Source organism: Streptomyces sp. NBC_00691 (genome assembly GCF_036226665.1).
Lineage (GTDB): Bacteria > Actinomycetota > Actinomycetes > Streptomycetales > Streptomycetaceae > Streptomyces.
This window is the reverse complement of record NZ_CP109007.1, coordinates 1,467,261-1,483,938: the sequence shown is the minus strand read 5'-3', so window position 1 is coordinate 1,483,938 and position 16,678 is coordinate 1,467,261. Positions and strand designations below refer to the sequence as shown.

11 protein-coding genes are annotated in these 16,678 nt (G+C 75.4%); 7 read left to right on the top strand and 4 right to left on the bottom strand.

From position 1 onward, the window contains the following. The first annotated feature begins 7 nt into the window (after positions 1-7). Together OG392_RS06540 and OG392_RS06535 are read left to right on the top strand one after the other, a co-directional pair. Entirely contained in the window at positions 8-877 is an 870-nt protein-coding gene (locus tag OG392_RS06540) for an SGNH/GDSL hydrolase family protein (RefSeq protein WP_329276566.1), read from the top strand. Then, positions 874-4,512, top strand: a complete 3,639-nt coding sequence (locus OG392_RS06535; RefSeq protein WP_329276564.1) for a hydantoinase B/oxoprolinase family protein — start codon at positions 874-876, stop codon at positions 4,510-4,512. The genes OG392_RS06540 and OG392_RS06535 overlap by 4 nt, the downstream gene beginning before the upstream one ends. A gap of 83 nt (positions 4,513-4,595) precedes the next feature. Here OG392_RS06535 and OG392_RS06530 read toward each other — a convergent pair whose 3' ends face one another. The 3 genes from OG392_RS06530 to OG392_RS06520 are packed head-to-tail and all read right to left on the bottom strand — an operon-like array spanning position 4,596 to position 6,912. Then, positions 4,596-5,480, bottom strand: coding sequence for a biotin-dependent carboxyltransferase family protein (locus OG392_RS06530; protein ID WP_329276562.1), 885 nt, complete (start codon positions 5,478-5,480; stop codon positions 4,596-4,598). Further along, positions 5,477-6,127, bottom strand: coding sequence for a 5-oxoprolinase subunit B family protein (locus tag OG392_RS06525; protein WP_329276560.1), 651 nt, complete (start codon positions 6,125-6,127; stop codon positions 5,477-5,479). Before OG392_RS06525 ends, OG392_RS06530 begins: the two co-directional genes overlap by 4 nt. Then, the gene (locus OG392_RS06520) at positions 6,124-6,912 is read right to left on the bottom strand and encodes a LamB/YcsF family protein (protein ID WP_329276558.1); all 789 of its coding nucleotides are present in this window, start codon (positions 6,910-6,912) and stop codon (positions 6,124-6,126) included. Before OG392_RS06520 ends, OG392_RS06525 begins: the two co-directional genes overlap by 4 nt. Positions 6,913-7,084: 172 nt before the next feature. Between OG392_RS06520 and OG392_RS06515 the strand changes: the two genes are divergently transcribed. From OG392_RS06515 to OG392_RS06495, 5 genes are all read left to right on the top strand, one after another. Next, positions 7,085-7,795 carry a GntR family transcriptional regulator gene (locus OG392_RS06515; protein ID WP_329276556.1) on the top strand — a complete coding sequence of 237 codons (711 nt, stop codon included), beginning with the start codon at positions 7,085-7,087 and terminating at the stop codon, positions 7,793-7,795. 80 nt (positions 7,796-7,875) lie between these two features. Then, entirely contained in the window at positions 7,876-9,420 is a 1,545-nt protein-coding gene (locus OG392_RS06510; protein ID WP_329276554.1) for a hypothetical protein, read from the top strand. Further along, a complete protein-coding gene (locus OG392_RS06505; RefSeq protein WP_329276552.1) occupies positions 9,417-10,154 on the top strand; it encodes a hypothetical protein in 738 nt (245 codons plus the stop codon). Before OG392_RS06510 ends, OG392_RS06505 begins: the two co-directional genes overlap by 4 nt. Next, positions 10,151-11,074, top strand: coding sequence for a hypothetical protein (locus OG392_RS06500; protein WP_329276550.1), 924 nt, complete (start codon positions 10,151-10,153; stop codon positions 11,072-11,074). The genes OG392_RS06505 and OG392_RS06500 overlap by 4 nt, the downstream gene beginning before the upstream one ends. 52 nt (positions 11,075-11,126) lie before the next feature. Next, positions 11,127-15,830 carry a hypothetical protein gene (locus OG392_RS06495; protein ID WP_329276548.1) on the top strand — a complete coding sequence of 1,568 codons (4,704 nt, stop codon included), beginning with the start codon at positions 11,127-11,129 and terminating at the stop codon, positions 15,828-15,830. Between the two features lie 133 nt (positions 15,831-15,963). Here OG392_RS06495 and OG392_RS06490 read toward each other — a convergent pair whose 3' ends face one another. Then, positions 15,964-16,257 carry a hypothetical protein gene (locus OG392_RS06490; protein ID WP_443054693.1) on the bottom strand — a complete coding sequence of 98 codons (294 nt, stop codon included), beginning with the start codon at positions 16,255-16,257 and terminating at the stop codon, positions 15,964-15,966. Positions 16,258-16,678: the final 421 nt, after the last annotated feature.

Genomic DNA, 16,678 nt, shown 5'->3' with positions numbered 1-16,678 from the left:
CGCGCGCGTGCCTCCGCCCCGCCCCCGTACCGCCCCCGTCGCCACCATCAGGTTCGTCGTGCTCGGGGACTCGCTCAGTGAGGGCGTCGGCGACCGGGTGGACGGCGGTTGGCGCGGGTGGGCACCGCTGCTCGTCGAGGGCCTCGCGGCCGAGGGGCAGGACACGGCGTTCCTGAACCTCGCCGTCAGCGGGGCCCTCGGCCGCGACGTAGCCGACCGGCAGGCCCCGCGCGCCCTCGCGTTCCGGCCGCACCTCGCCTCCGTCGTCGTCGGCGTCAACGACACCCTGCGCCGCACCTTCGACATCGGGGTGCTCGCCCGCCACCTGGGCCGTGTCTGCGCCGACCTCGACGCCGCCGGAGCCGTACTCCTGACCGCCTGTCTGCCCGACCCGGGCCGGATGCTCGGCCTGCCGCTCCCGCTGGCAAGGCCGCTCGCCCGCCGCCAGCGGTCCGTCAACGCCGTCGTGCACGCCCTCTCCGAGCCCTACGGGGCCGTCCATCTCCACCTCGCCGACGACACCTGGACCGAGGACCGCACGCTGTGGAGCGCCGACCGGCTGCACCCCGGCGAGCGGGGACACCGGGCCGTCGCCGAAGGCTTCCACCGGCTCCTCGCCGCCCGTGGACTCGCCCACGGCGCCCCGCCCGCGCGGGAGCCCGCCCAGCCACCACCGAGCCGCGCGGAGGCCGCGCTCTGGCTCGCCACCGCCGGCACCGGCTGGCTCCTCAGGCGCAGCCGCGACCTGCTCCCGCAGCTGCTGCTGCTCGCCGGCGCGGAACTGCGCCATTGGGCGGACGGTACCGGCACCGCACCCCTCGACGCGCGCGAGGACGCCGCCCTCGCCGCCGCCCTCGCGGCCACAATGGGGAGATGAACGGGCGCTGGGAGTTCTGGATCGACCGGGGCGGCACCTTCACGGACATCGTCGGCCGACGGCCCGACGGCCGGCTCGTCACGCGCAAGGTGCTCTCCCACGACCCCACCCGGCGTCACGACGCCGCCGTCGCCGGAATCCGCCTCCTCCTCGGCCTCCGGCCCGGCGAACCCGTCCCCGCCGACCGGATCGCCGTCGTCAAGATGGGCACCACCGTCGCCACCAACGCCCTGCTGGAGCGGCGCGGCGAACCGACCGTCCTCCTCGTCACCGAGGGCTTCCGGGACGCGCTCCGCATCGCCTACCAGAACCGGCCCCGGCTCTTCGACCGCCACATCGTGCTCCCCGAGGCGGTCTACGCGCGCGTGATCGAGGTACCCGAGCGCATCGACGCCCACGGCCACGTCGTCCGGCCCCTGGACGAGCCGGCCGTCGCCGAGGCGCTCGCCGCCGCCCACCGCGACGGACTCCGCTCGGCCGCCGTCGTCCTCCTGCACGGCTACCGCCATCCGGATCACGAGGCCCGGACCGCGGAGATCGCGCGCGACACCGGCTTCACCCAGGTCAGCTCCTCGCACGAGGTCAGCCCACTGATCAAGCTCGTCCCGCGCGGGGACACCACCGTGGTCGACGCCTATCTCTCGCCGATCCTCCGCCGGTACGTCGACGAGGTCGCCCACGAACTCGCCGGAATCCGCCTCATGTTCATGCAGTCCAACGGCGGACTGCGAGAGGCGGCCCACTTCCGGGGCAAGGACGCCGTCCTGTCCGGACCCGCCGGCGGCGTCGTCGGCATGGCCAGGACCTCGGGCCGGGCGGGCCACGACCGGGTCATCGGCTTCGACATGGGCGGCACCTCCACCGACGTGTCGCACTACGCCGGCGCCTTCGAGCGGGAACTCGGCACACAGGTCGCCGGCGTACGGATGCGGGCGCCGATGATGAGCATCCACACCGTCGCGGCGGGCGGCGGGTCCGTGCTGCACTTCGACGGACGCCGCTACCGTGTGGGCCCCGACTCGGCAGGCGCCGTCCCCGGACCCGCCTGCTACCGGCGGGGCGGGCCGCTCACGGTCACCGACGCCAACGTCATGCTCGGCCGCGTCCAGCCCGCCCATTTCCCCGCCGTCTTCGGCGAGAACGGCGACCTGCCCCTGGACGCCGACGTCGTACGGGAGCGGTTCACGGCCCTCGCCGAGGAGGTCGGCGGCGGCCGTACCCCCGAGGAGGTCGCCGCGGGCTTCCTGGAGATCGCCGTCCTCAACATGGCCAACGCCGTCAAGAAGATCTCCGTCCAGCGCGGCCACGACGTCACCCGCTACGCCCTCACCAGCTTCGGCGGCGCGGGCGGCCAGCACGCCTGCGCCGTCGCCGACGCCCTGGGCGTCGACACCGTCCTCGTCCCCCCGCTCGCCGGAGTGCTCTCCGCGTACGGCATCGGACTCGCGGACGCCACCGCCATGCGGGAACGGTCCGTCGAGGCGGAGCTCGACGCGCCCGGCACCCCCGCGCACGTCACGGCGCTCTGCGCCGAACTCGCCGACCGCACGCGCGCGGAGCTCCGCGCCGACGGCCTGCCGGACGAGGCGGTCACGACCCACGCGCGCGTACTCCTGCGGTACGCGGGCACGGACGCGAGCCTGCAGGTCGACCTCGCGTCCCCGGAGGACCTGAGAGCCGCGTTCACAGCGGCGCACCGCGCGCGGTACGCCTTCACCATGGACCGGCCGCTCGTCGTCGAGGCCGTCTCCGTGGAGGCCGTCGGCCGGGCGGGACCGCACGGACCCGTCCACACCGATCCCACCGCCGACGCCGCCCCCGTCGCCGAGGAGCAACCGGCGGGCCCCGCCGAGAAGCCACCCGCCCCGCACGCCACCGTCCGGATGTCCAGCGCCGGCACGTCCCACGACGCTCCGCTCCACCGGCGCGCGGACCTGTGGCCGGGCAGCACCGTGGACGGGCCGGCGATCGTCGCCGAGGCCGACGCCACGACCGTCGTCGACAGCGGCTGGCGGGCCACCGCGACCGAGACCGGGCACCTCCTCCTGCACCGCGTCACACCCCGCCCCGCGCGCGTGGCGGCGGGCACGGACGTGGACCCCGTCCTCCTGGAGGTCTTCAACAGCCTCTTCATGGCCATCGCCGAGCAGATGGGCGTCCGTCTGGAGAACACCTCCCAGTCCGTCAACATCAAGGAGCGCCTCGACTTCTCCTGCGCGCTCTTCGACGCCGAGGGCAACCTCATCGCCAACGCGCCCCACATCCCCGTCCACCTGGGATCCATGGGCGAGTCCATCAAGGAGGTCCTGCGGCGACGCGGCGACGACCTCCGCCCCGGCGACGTCTACGCGGTCAACGACCCGTACCACGGCGGCACCCATCTGCCCGATGTCACGGTCGTGACCCCGGTCTTCGACGCGTCCGGCACCGAACTCCGCTTCCTCGTGGCCTCACGCGGACATCACGCCGAGATCGGCGGGATCACCCCCGGCTCCATGCCCGCCTTCAGCCGGACCGTCGACGAGGAGGGCGTCCTCTTCGACAACTGGCTGCTCGTACGCGACGGACACCTGCGCGAGGCAGAGACGCGGGCCCTGCTCACCGGCGCCCCCCACCCCTCCCGGGACCCGGACACCAACCTCGCCGACCTCCGCGCCCAGATCGCCGCCAACGAGAAGGGCATCGAGGAACTGCGCCGGACCGTCGACGAGTTCGGGATCGACGTCGTACGGGCCTACATGCGGCACGTCCGCGCCAACGCCGAGGAGTCCGTGCGCCGCATCGTCGCCCGTCTGGACGACGGCGCCTACCGCTACGAGACCGACGGCGGCGCGGTCATCCAGGTGGCCGTCCGCGTCGACCGTGAACGGCGCTCCGCCGTCATCGACTTCACCGGGACCTCCCCGCAGCTGACCGGCAACGCCAACGCGCCCACGGCCGTCGTCATGGCCGCCGTCCTGTACGTCTTCCGCACCCTCGTCGACGAGGACATCCCGCTCAACAGCGGCTGCCTGGAGCCGCTGGAGGTCCGCGTCCCGCCCTGCTCGATGCTCGCCCCGGAACCGCCGGCCGCCACCGTCGCCGGGAACGTCGAGACCTCCCAGGCCGTCACGGGCGCGCTCTACGCGGCCCTCGGCGTCCAGGCCGAGGGCTCCGGCACGATGAACAACGTCACCTTCGGCAACGCGCGCGTGCAGTACTACGAGACGGTCGCCAGCGGCTCGGGCGCGGGCGACGGCTTCGACGGAGCCGACGCCGTCCAGACCCATATGACCAACTCCCGGCTCACCGACCCCGAGATCCTGGAGTGGCGCCATCCGGTCAGGGTCGACTCCTTCGCGGTACGGGAGGACGACGGCGGGCGCGGCCGCTGGCGGGGCGGCCACGGGGTGGAGCGCCGCATCCGGTTCCTGGAGCCGATGACGGTGGCCCTCCTCACCGGACACCGCAGGATCCCCCCGTACGGGATGGCGGGCGGCGAACCGGGCGCCCTCGGCGAGAACCTCGTGGAACGCGCGGACGGCACCGTGGAGCACCTCGGCGGCGCCGCCACCACGGAGGTGGGCCCCGACGACGTCCTGGTCCTCCGCACCCCCGGCGGCGGTGGCTACGGCCCGCCGCCCGAGGAGGAGTGACGGCCCACGGGGCTCCCCCCGTCCGGCCGGCCCCCGCACACCCCCGGACGCGCTCGGCCCACCGGCGTGAACCGCCGACCCGGTCAGCGCACCGGAGCGAACCGCACCGGGGTACCCGGAACCGCCTGCGCGGCCGCGCCCAGATCCGCCTCCCGCACCACTCCGACCACCGGATAGCCCCCGGTCGTCGGATGGTCGGCGAGGAACACCACGGGCCGCCCGTCCGGTGGCACCTGGACCGCGCCCAGGACCATGCCCTCGCTCGCCGGCTCGCCGTGGCGGGCCCGTTCGAGGGCCGGGCCTTCGAGGCGCAGTCCGATGCGGTTGCTCGCGGGGGACACCCGGTACGCGCGCGTGGCGAGGGTTCGGAGCGCCGCGGCCGTGAACCAGTCCTCGCGCGGACCGAGCCGGATCCGCAGGACGAGTTCGCCGGGCGGACCGGGCCACGGGGCCGCGTCGACCGCACCCCGTACCGCCGCGCCCGCGCGCGTGCCCCCTGGCTCCGGTCCCAGCGGCAGGACCGTCTCCACGGCCAGCGGCGCCGGCCCCAGACCCGACAGCAGGTCCGTGGAGCGGCTGCCCAGCACCGGCTCGACGTCGATCCCGCCGCCGATCGCCACGTACGCGCGTAGCCCGCGCGTGGCCGCTCCGATCTCCAGGACCGATCCGGCGGGCACACGGACCGCGGCTCCCCAGGCTGCCGGGTGCCCGTCCACCCGCACCGGGCAGGGCGCGCCGCCCACCGCCACGGTGACCGCGCGCCGGGGCCTCAGGGCGCAGCCGTCGACGGTGGTCTCCAGGACGGCCGCGGTCTCCGCGTTGCCGACGAGCCGGTTCACGAGGCCCACGGCCGCCGGGTCGAGAGCGCCGGAGCGGGGCACTCCGAGATGCGCGTACCCGGTACGCCCCAGATCCTGCACCGTGGTCAGCGCCCCGGCCCGGACCACGACCACGGCCCGGTCGCTCATCGTCCGCCCCCCGCCGAGGCGACCTCCGCCGTGAAGCGGACCCGTGTGCCCGGAGCCAGCAGCGCGGCCGGCTCCCGGCCGGTGTCCCAGAGCACCACGTCGGTCGTGCCGATCAGCTGCCAGCCACCGGGGGAGGAGCGCGGGTACACGCCCGTGTACGGCCCCGCCAGGGCGACCGAGCCCGCCGGGACGGCCGTCCGCGGGGTGGCCCGCCGAGGCACCCCGTACCGCTCGTCGAGCCCCGTCAGATAGCCGAAGCCCGGAGCGAAGCCGCAGAAGGCGACCCGGAACTCGGCCGCCGCGTGGATCCGTACCGCCGCCTCGACGGACACCCCCCACAGCGCTGCGACCTCGGCGAGATCGGGCCCGTCGTAACGGACCGGTATCTCGATCGCCGCTCCCACGCGCGCGGGGAGCGGCGCCACCTCCCAGCCGCTCAGCTCGGCCGCGAGCCGGTCCGGGTCCGCCACCCCGTCGAGCAGCACCGTCCGCGCCGCCGGCACGATCTCCCGCACGGCGGGCAGTGACCCGGCCGCCCGGCGCCGCAGCAGCTCCGCGTGGAACGCCTCCGCCTCCTCGCCCCCGGCCAGTTCCACCAGGAGCGCCCGCTCGCCCACGCGCAACGCGCGCGGGGCGATGGACGTCATGCGAAGGCCTCGACCCGTACGCCGGAACCCTGGAGGCGCTCGCGGACCCGCCGGGCGAGGTCCACCGCGCCGGGGGTGTCACCGTGCAGGCACAGCGACCGCGGCCGCACCGCGACGGAACTGCCGCACTGCGCCGTGACCACCCCGAACCGGGCCATGGCCACCGACCGCTCCACCACGGCGTCCGGGTCGCTGACGACCGCCCCCGCCTGCCCGCGCGGCACCAGGGTGCCGTCCGCCCGGTACGCCCGGTCGCCGAAGGCCTCGGGAACCACCGGCAGCCCGGCCTCCGTCGCGGCCTCGTGCAGCCGCGACCCGGGCAGCCCCAGGACCGGCAGCGTGCGGTCCGCGAGGAGGACGCCCTCCACGACCGCGGCCGCCTGCTCCTCGTCCCGGACCACCCGGTTGTAGAGCGCGCCGTGCGGCTTCACGTACGCCACGCGCGCGCCCGCCGCCCGCGCGAAGACCTCGAGGGCCCCGATCTGGTACGCCACCTCGGCGGCCAGCTCCGCGGCCGGCACGTCCATCGAGCGCCGCCCGAAACCGGCCAGGTCCCGGTACGAGACCTGCGCCCCGATCCGTACCCCGCGCGCGGCGGCGAGCTCGCAGACCCGTCGCATGGTGGCCGCGTCCCCGGCATGGAACCCGCACGCCACGTTGGCACTGGTCACGACGGACAGAAGCTGCTCGTCGTCGGTGAGCGTCCAGCGTCCGAAGCCCTCACCGAGGTCGGCGTTGAGGTCGACCAGGGCCTCGGCCGGGCTCTGGTCCGGGGGCGTGGGCATCGGCACCTCGCAGAGGGGGAGCGGGTCGGGGCGGCACGGGGGACCGTACGATGCCGTCAACGTAGAGGATTGTTGAACGATCCGACAAGATGAGGTCCGGCCGTCGGACGTCCCGCCAGGACGCGGCAGGGCGGCGGGGCGTGGCGGTGACGAGACGACGACAGGGAGCGCCGTGGCAGCGAGCGAATCCGGGGACCTGACCGACGACCGCGTGCTGCTGGGGCGCGCGAGCACGGCGGAGCGGGTCGCGGACATCCTGCGCACCCGGGTCGCCGAGGGCTGCTTCCCGCCCGGCACGCGGCTCTCCGAGGAGAGCATCGGAGGCGCGCTCGGTGTGTCCCGCAACACTCTGCGGGAGGCCTTCCGGCTCCTCACCCACGAGCGGCTCCTCGTCCACGAGCTCAACCGCGGGGTCTTCGTCCGGGTCCTCGCGGTCGACGACGTGGACGACATCTACCGCACCCGCCGGCTCGTCGAGTGCGCCGTCGTACGCGGCCTCGGACAGCCCCCGTACGCCCTCGGCGCGCTCGCCGCAGCCGTGGTGGCGGGCGAGACCGCCGCCCGCGCGGGCGACTGGCAGGACGTCTCCACGGCCAACATCCACTTCCACCGCGAACTCGTCGCCCTCGCGGGCAGCGCCCGCACCGACGAGCTGATGCGGGGCGTCCTCGCCGAACTCCGTCTCGCGTTCCACGTCGTCGACGACCCGCGTGCGCTGCACGAGCCGTACCTGGCCTGGAACCGCGAGATCCTGGACGCCCTGCGAGCCGGTGAGCGGACCACGGCCGAAAGGCTCCTCGTCCGCTACCTCGACGGCTCCCGCACCCGCGTCGCCGCCGCGTACGCGAAGGCCGTCGTCACCCCGGCCGGACCGCCGGACTGACCGCCTCGGAGCCCCCTCCGGGGCCGGTCGCATCTGCGCCGTTTCGACCGTTGTCAGTTCGAGGACCTAATCTGTCCACCGTGACTTCGCCTGCCTCGACGGACCTCGCTCCGCCCCAGCTCAGCGCGGGGCCGCGGCCCGCGCAGGGTCCGGCCGCCGACGAAGGGCTCGCGCGGCGCCTCCGCGCGCTCGCGTGCACCGCCCCGCTGCACGACCTTGACGCGCGCAAGGCGAACCTGGCCGGCGAGTACACGGTCTACGCGATGGCCGAGGTCGCCCTCTCGGCGATCGACCTCATCACACTGAACATGGACTTCGACACCGGCGCCGACCACGAGCAGATCGTCGCCCGCCTGCTGCCCCGCGTCGCAGCCCAGGCCCCCACCCGCCCCGCCGCCGAGCACGAGCGCGTGGCCCGCTGGGTCCTGGAGAACCTGATCAACGTCGGCAGCGTCGACCGCGGCTTCCGAGCCGTCTACGGCACCTTCGGCACCGACGGCGTGTACGTCCGCAGGGACTACGACTTCAAGCTCATCGAGGAGGTCCCGGGGTACGGCGGCGGTGTCTACCTCCGGACCACCGACGAGGCGGTCAACGTCCTGGTCGGCGCCCTCGACACGGACGTCACCAGCGCCCAGATCGCCGCCGAGGTGAAGCTGGAGGTCCTCATCAACCGGGGCCGCCTCGCCGACGCCCAGCTCGCCGCCGAGCAGGCCCGGTACCGGACCGTGCAGTACGCCGAGACCCTCCGCAAGACCCTGGAGGCCACCCGGCGCAACGTGCGCGCGGTGGACTGGCTCAACACGGTGCCGGACATGATCGCCGAGGCGCTCGACCACGTCGCCGACCGCTACCGCCACGAGAACGCGATCCTCACCAACATCCGCAAGGCCCGCGACGAGGCCGAGGCCGCGTCCGACGCGAAGACGGCCGAGCACAAGCGGCGTGCCGCCGAGCTCGTCGACATAGTGAAGGACTGCATCCGGCGCCACACCCAGCTCCAGTCCCGCCTCCTGGACGCCGGGCCCCTCTTCCGCGCCGAACAGGACCGGCAGGCCTTCGCCGCGCCCACCGCGTACACCGGCCTCGACCTGTACGGGCAGCTCGTGGCACCGACCCTGCCGCTCCCCGTCGAGCAGGCGGCCAGGGTCACCGACGCGTTCTTCGCGCGCGGCACCGGTCTGCGCACCCCGGCGTCCGTCCGGCTCGGCGACCTGGTCGACCTGCTGCTGACCCCGCCGGTGGAGCGCGAGCACCTCGGCGCCGAGATGCCCGAACCCGACCTCATCGCCACCCCGGACGACTCCCGCTTCAGCGAGGAGCAGCTGGCGAGCGCCATGCGGCTGCTCGACCTGGAGCACGACGCCCCTCGGCGCCTCTCCGGCCTGCTGGCCGAGGCCCGCGAGCTGGACGGCGACCTGCCGTACCTGGTGGCCCTCCTCGCCGTCCACGCGGCGAGCCCCCCGGTCGGCACGGCCTACCGCCAGGGCGAGGAGCGGCTGCTCTTCGCGGTCGACGACGGCACCCCGCTCGACGACCCGGAGTTCGGCGGCGCCGACCTCATCGTCGGTACGGCCCTGCTCGACGCGGCGGGCATGGCCGCCGGCCGCACGGAGGCCTCGTGACCCTCGTCCCGCCCGTTCCCGCGACCGCGACCGTGACGGCGGCCCCGGAGGGCACCGCCACGGACATCACTGACGTGAACGGCCCCGCGCCGGACGACGCGGTCCCGGAGAGCAGTCCCGGGGCGGTCGGCCCTGCGCAGGACAGCCCTGCCCTGGACAGCCTTGTCCCGGAGCCCGCCCCGGCCCCGGAGCCCGCTCTCCTCCCGGAGCCCGCCCCGGCCCCGGAGCCCGCTCTCCTCCCGGAGCCCGCCCCGGCCCCGGAATCCGCCCCCGAACCGACCGTCTCCACCCCCACCCCCGGCCCCCGCCTCCGTCACGTCCGGATCGGCCCCCCGGCCGGAGCGCGGGGTGAGACGGACGACCCGTCGCCGAGGGTCCCCGGCACGCCGCCCCGCTTCGGGGTCGTGGCGGTGCCCCAGCCGTCCCGTGCGGCCTCCGACCGACGGAGCGGCACGCCGTCCGTGCGTCCCGTGCGCCTGACGGACGCCGCGGCCGTCCCCGCTGCGGCGTCCGGTGCCGCCGAGCGCCCCGCGGGCGTCACACCGGTGCCGCTGCCCGTACCCAGGCCCGCCGGCCCCGCCGCACCCGCCGCCCCCGGCACACGCCCCGGCCCAGCCGCACCTGCCGGCTCTGCGACACCGGCCGGCCCCGCCGCACCCGCCCTGCCCGCCGGACCCGTCAACCCCGCCGTCCCCCCGTCGACCGAGAGCCGTACCGAGGAGCCCCAGCCGTGAGCGAAACCCACGCCGAGTACGCCGACGCGTGGGGCGAGCAGGAGCCCCCGCAGCCCCCGGCCGCCTCCACCGGCGGCACCACGCCCGCCGTCACCCCCGCCGACGCCTCCGACGCGGCCCGCCTCGTCTCCTTCGGGCTGCAGCCCAAGCTGCTCCCGGCCCGTGACGCCGAATACGCGGAGCTGCTCCGCCGCTACCGCGAGGACACCGCCTTCGCGCGCCTCGCCGACGCCGTCGCGACCGGTCTCGGCCTCATCGTCCTGGAGGTCTCCCCGCGCGCGGGGATGGCCGTCACCGCCGGTGAGGACTCCGTCTTCGCCGTCCGCATGGGCGACTACGCGCGCCGCGCCTCCACCGACTCGGCCGACCGCTTCCTGCACGGTCTGGCCCACCTCGCCGTGGCCGCCATGGCCTTCCCCCGCCCCGAGGACCTCGCGGACGACGCGTACATCGGCCGTCTCACCGTCAACGGCGTCGACGCGTTCGTACGGCAGGCGTGCCTGCGTCTGGAACAGCGCGCCGAGGAGCAGGGCGAGAACACCGACCCGGCGTCCGACGCCCCCGGCCTGGAGGCCGCCTGGCGGATCTACGCCCGCCGCAGCGCCACCGGCGCCACCAAGGACGCCCGCCGTCTCGCCGGATCCACCACCGGCATCGTCGGCAAGGCGGCCGCCTTCCTGACCGACTCCGGATTCCTCCAGCGCACCGGGGACGAGGGCGGCGGCTCCTACCGCACCACCGCCCGCTACCAGCTCCAGGTCCGCGACATGGCCGGCTCCGCCGCCATGGCCGAACTCCTCGAACTCGGCGTGGTCCCCGTCAGCGACGGCTCCGCGACCCTCCTGCCGCCGCCCGAGGGCGACGACCTGGAGATCGCGGCCGACGCGGGCCTGCCCTTCCACGCGCCACCGTCGGCGTAACCGCCCCGCGTAACCGTTCTTCCCGAGCACGAGAGCACGAGAGTTCCTCGCCATGTACGAGCTGTCCCGGGTCCGCCTGTACTCCATCGGCCCCGCCGGTGCGCGCTACGCCGACACCGTCCTGGACCTGCGCGGGGTCGGCGCACCCGTGCCCCACCCCGCCCCCACCCAGGCGGAGTTCTTCGAGGAGGAGCCGGTCGGCCCGCCGCGCCGCCCCGCCCCCGCGGGCGTGCTCTTCCTGGAGAACGGCGGAGGCAAGTCCGTCCTCCTCAAGCTGATCTTCTCGGTCATGCTCCCGGGCCACCGCAACACCCTGGGCGGCGCCAGCTCCGGCGTGCTGCGCAAGTTCCTCCTCGCCGACGACTGCGGCCACGTGGCCCTCGAATGGCAGCACACCCTCACCGGCGAACTGGTCGTCGTCGGCAAGGCCAGCGAGTGGCGAGGCCGGCAGGTCTCCTCGGACCCTCGGAAGTTCGCCGAGGCCTGGTACTCGTTCCGTCCCGGCCCCGGACTCAGCCTGGACAACCTCCCCGTCGCCGAGGCGACCTCCGTCCGCGCGCCCGTCGAGGGGGCCTCCGGCGCGACCGGCCGCCGCCGCACCATGAAGGGCTTCCGCGACGCGATCACGGAGGCGGGCAAGGCCTACCCGCACCTGGAGGTCTACTGGGAGGAGATCCACGACCGCTGGAACGAGCACCTCGGCGAGCTCGGTCTCGACCCGGAACTCTTCCGCTACCAGCGTGAGATGAACGCCGACGAGGGCGAGGCGGCAGGTCTCTTCGCGGTCAAGAAGGACTCCGACTTCACCGACCTGCTGCTGCGGGCCGTCACCGACACACGGGACACCGACGGTCTCGCCGACCTCGTCGGCGGCTTCGGCAACAAGCTGGGCCGCCGCGCCGAGCTCACCGCCGAGCGCGAGTTCACCGCCGGTTCCGTGGACCTCCTCAACCGGATCGTGGACGCCGCCGGGACCCGCGCCACCGCGCGCGAGATCCACACGGCGGCCGAGCGCCGCACCCGTACCCTGGCCCGCCGGCTCTCCGCCCGCGCCGCCGTCGAACGCGCGCGGGGCGCCGAACTCGCCCAGCAGGTCACCTCCGCCGGACACTCCGTCGCCGAGGCCGAGACCGCCCGCGGACGTGCCGCCCTCATCGCCGCCGAACTCGCCTACCGGCACGCCTCCCTGGCGCTGACCGCCGCCGAGAAGGGCGCCGCGTCCCAGCGCCGCGAGCTCACCGACGCCCGCACCGTGCACGCCGCCTGGCAGGCGGCCGAGATCGTCCTCCGCCACCGCGCCGCCGGCGACCGCTCCGCGCGCGTGGCCGCGGCCATCCGCGAGGCCGAGCGGGACGCCGCCCCGGCCCTCGCGGCCCGCGCCGAGGCCGCCGCCGACCTCGTACGGGCCCTCTCCGCCGCCGCCGAGGAGGGCGAGCGCCACGCGGCCGAGGAGGAGGAACGCTCCACCGCCCTCCAGGAGGCCGGCGAGACCGCCCACCGCGACGCCACGTCCGCCGCGACCGAGGCCCAGCGGGCCCGCAGCGAGGCCGGGCACCTGCGCCAGCGCCTCGCCGAGGTCGAGCAGGAGACCGCCGAGGCGGTACGGGCCGGGTGGCTCGACGACACCGCGCCCGACGCCGACCCCGCCCGTGCCGCACTCGCCGCGAGCGACGCCGAGAAGACGACGGTCGCCGCCTGGGACACCGCGCGCGAGGCCGCCCGTACGGCAGCGGACCGCGCGCGTGAGACCGCCGGCGCCGAGGCCCGTGCCGAACTCGCCGCGGCCCGCGCCGCGGACGCCGCCGAGGCCGCCGGGAACGCCTACGACGCGGAGCGCCGCGCCGCCGAGTTCCTCGCGGGCGAGCGGCGGCTGGCCGAACTCCTGAGCCTCCCGTCCACCGGCTCGCACCTGCCGTCCACCGGCTCGCCCCTGCCCGGTCAGCGCGCGGCCACCCCCGGCGGCGCGGACACCTGCGAAGCCGCCGGGACGGACACCGGCGACGAGCCCCAGGGCCCGCTCACCGTCACCGAGTTCGACCGGTACGCCGACGAACTCCGCGGCATGCTCGACCAGGCCGTCACCTCGGCCGAGCGGCAGCTCTTCGAGCTGCGCACCGCCGCGGCCGACGACTCCCGCATCCTCGGCGCCCTCGGCGACGGCGGCCTGCTGCCGCCGGGCCCCGACGTCCTGGCCACCGTCGAGTACCTCGGTGAGCACGGCATCCCCGCCCTCCCCGGCTGGCGCTACCTCGCCCAGTCCGTCGACCCCGCCGACCACGCGCGCGTCCTCGCCGCCCGCCCCGAGCTGGTCGACGGCGTCGTGATCACCGACCCCGTCTCGTACGGGCGTGCCCGCGAGGTCCTCGGCACCGCGGCGCTGCTGCCGCGCTCCGCCGTGGCCGTCGGCACGGCCGCCGCCCTGCTCGCCCCGGTACCGGCGCGGGACACCGCGGACGACAGCGGCGTCCACCATGTGTTCCTCGTCCCGCCGAACCCGGCCATGCACGACGAGCACGCGGCCGACGAGGAGCGGCACGCCCTGCGGGCCCGCGCCGCGGCCCGCGACGAGGAGATCCGGACCCTCGCCGCCCGCCTCGCCGGAGACCGCTCCCTCGCGGCCCGGATCGGTTCCTGGCGCGCCGACTGCCCGCCCGGGATGCTCGCCGAACTCGCGGCCGTCGCCACGACCGCCCGCGAGACCGCCGAGGCCGCGGCCGCCACCCTCGACGAGGCCCGCACCGCGCGCGCGGAGGCCGACGAGGCCGCCGCCGAAGCCGCCCAGGTACGGGACGAGCGCCAGGAGGCGGCCCAGCGCGCCCGCCGGGTCGCCGACGCCCTCGCCGGCCTCGCCTTCCGGCTGCGCGAGCGGTCGGCCTGGCAGGCCAAGCTCCGTGAACTCGCCGACGACGCCGCCGAGGCCGAGGCCCGCGCCCAGACTTGTCTGGAACGCGCGCGTGCCGCCGACGAGGACCGGCGCGCCACCCAGCGCTCCGCCGACGACGCCCACCGCACCGCCCGCGCCCTGCGGGCCGAGCGCGCCGAGATCGCCGGCGCCCCCGACACCCTCCCCGAGGGCGACGCCGCCGCGCCCCGGGCCGCGCTGCCCACCCTCCGCGAGGCCTACCGGGCCGCGTCCCAGCTGTACGAGAAGGTCGGCGTCGGCGCCGACCTGCGCGCCGAGCAGGCCCGTGCCGAGGGCGACGAGTCCGCCGCCCTCACCGAGCTCGACCGCCTCACCAACAAGGTCCGCACCCGCGCCGAGCAGCTCCTGGAGTCCACGGACGGCGCCGACGGCCCGTCCCGGCAGGCCGCCGCCGCGCGCGCCGAGTCCCTCGTGCAGATGCTGGAGACCCGCGCCTCGGAGGCCAGCGAGAAGCTCGGCCGCCTGCGCGGCGAGGCCGAGCGACTCGCCCCCGAGGACGGCGAGGAGCACACCGAGCTGCCCGAGGACCTCGTCCCCGCCGACGCCGAGCGGGCCCAGGTCCTGCTCCGTACCGCCACCGCCGGACTCGCCTCCCGCACCGACGCCCTGGAGGCGGCCCGCGCCGCCCACACCGGACTGCTCCGGGACCACCGGGCCGCCGAGGACGCGGCGGGCGGCTTCGACGAGACCGCCGCCCTGCTGCGGGACCTGCTCCGCGACCACACGGACGAGGAGCGGGAGGAGACCGAGCCGTACCCCGGCAGCCTGGAGGAGGCCCGGACGACGGCCGCCGAGGCACGCCGCTCGCTGCGCGCCTGCACGGCCGAGCTGTCGGCGGCCGACGCCGCCGTGCGCGAGGCGAGCGACATCCTCGTACGGCACGCCAACTCCACCCGCTACGAGCAGGTCCGCACCCCGGCCCGTCAGCAGATCCGCGAACTCCCGGCGTCGGCGCTGCCCGAACACGCCGCCAGGTGGGCCGAGGCCTTCGCGCCCCGGCTGCGGGTCCTCACCGACGAGCTGGAGCAGCTGGAGCGCAACCGCGACTCGATCGTCGACCGGCTGCGCGGCCTGGTGGAGTCCTCGCTCGCGACGCTCCGTTCGGCGCAGCGGCTCTCCCGCCTCCCCGAGGGCCTCGGTGAGTGGTCGGGCCAGGAGTTCCTGCGCATCCGTTTCGAGGAGCCCGACCAGGCCACCCTCGCGGAGCGGCTCGGCGAGGTCGTCGACGAGGCGACCCGCGCCGCCGTCAGGAAGAACTCCGACCTGCGCCGCGACGGCATGTCCCTGCTGCTGCGCGGCGTCCAGGCGGCGCTCGAACCCAAGGGCGTCTCCGTCGAGATCCTCAAGCCGGACGCGGTGCTGCGCGCCGAGCGGGTGCCCGTCGGGCAGATGGGCGACGTCTTCTCCGGAGGTCAGCTGCTCACCGCGGCCATCGCCCTGTACTGCACGATGGCGGCGCTCCGTTCCAACGACCGGGGCCGCGACAGGCACCGGCACGCGGGCACGCTGTTCCTGGACAACCCGATCGGCCGCGCCAACGCCACGTACCTGCTGGAGCTCCAGCGGGCCGTGTCGGACGCGCTGGGCGTGCAGCTCCTGTACACGACGGGCCTGTTCGACACGACGGCGCTCGCCGAGTTCCCGCTGGTGATCCGGCTGCGCAACGACGCCGACCTGCGGGCCGGCCTGAAGTACATCAGCGTGGAGGAGCACTTGCGTCCGGGTCTGCCGCAGACCGCGGCGGAGGGCGAGACGATCCACGGCGAGATCACGGCGACGCGGATGTACCGCCGGCACACGTCCGACGACGCCGGCCGGCCCGCGTCCCTCTAGGTCAGACGTGAGCGGCCCGGCCCCCTCGACGGGGGGCCGGGCCGCTCACGTTCGTTCCGCCGGTTCCGGCGTCCCGCCCCGGCGTCCCGCCCCGGTGTCCCGGGCCGGGCCGGCCGGTCTCGTTCCGCCGGGGTCAGGCCGCCTCGGAGAGCGACGCGGGCTCCGCCCGGCCTTCCCCGCGCTTCGCACGGAGCGGCGGACGCGCCGTGCTGCTCGGCTCCGACACCACACCGTTGCGCTGGCGCCACACCTGACGGGTGATCCAGACGTCGAGCACGCTCCAGGTGGCCACCACGGTGGACACCACCGCGCTGACGGTCATCGGGAACGCCAGCCATGAGCCCGTCACGGTGCTGAAGAACGCCACGACCCCCTGGACGAGCGTCACCGATGTGATCATCACGGCCCGTACGGCGGAGGTGCGCACGGGATCCGGCATACGCCTTCGCGCCCGCTCGTCCTCCACCCACAACTGCCGCGCCGACCGCGCCTCGTGTTCCATTGTCCCGTCACTCCCCACCACTGACCGTCTTCAGGAACGACTGCCCGTCTTGAGCGCCTATACACGGACAGAAACCGCCCCGTACTTATTGACGCACGAGCGAGGGAAAAGGTTTCGCCCGACCTGGGACGAACGTGAGCGGGAGGGGGGCGGAACGCACAATTCCAGCCATCTCCGCAGGCCGGAGAAATGGCGCATCGTCAGGTGTCCTACGCCACATCGACCAATCCCAACTCCCCGAATACCAGGACATCTCATGATCAAGACTCACTCGACAGGCTGAAAATAGCCCGGACATGCCTTCGGGATGGCCGTGATGCAGTAGTAGGCTCACGCCGCCGTTTGT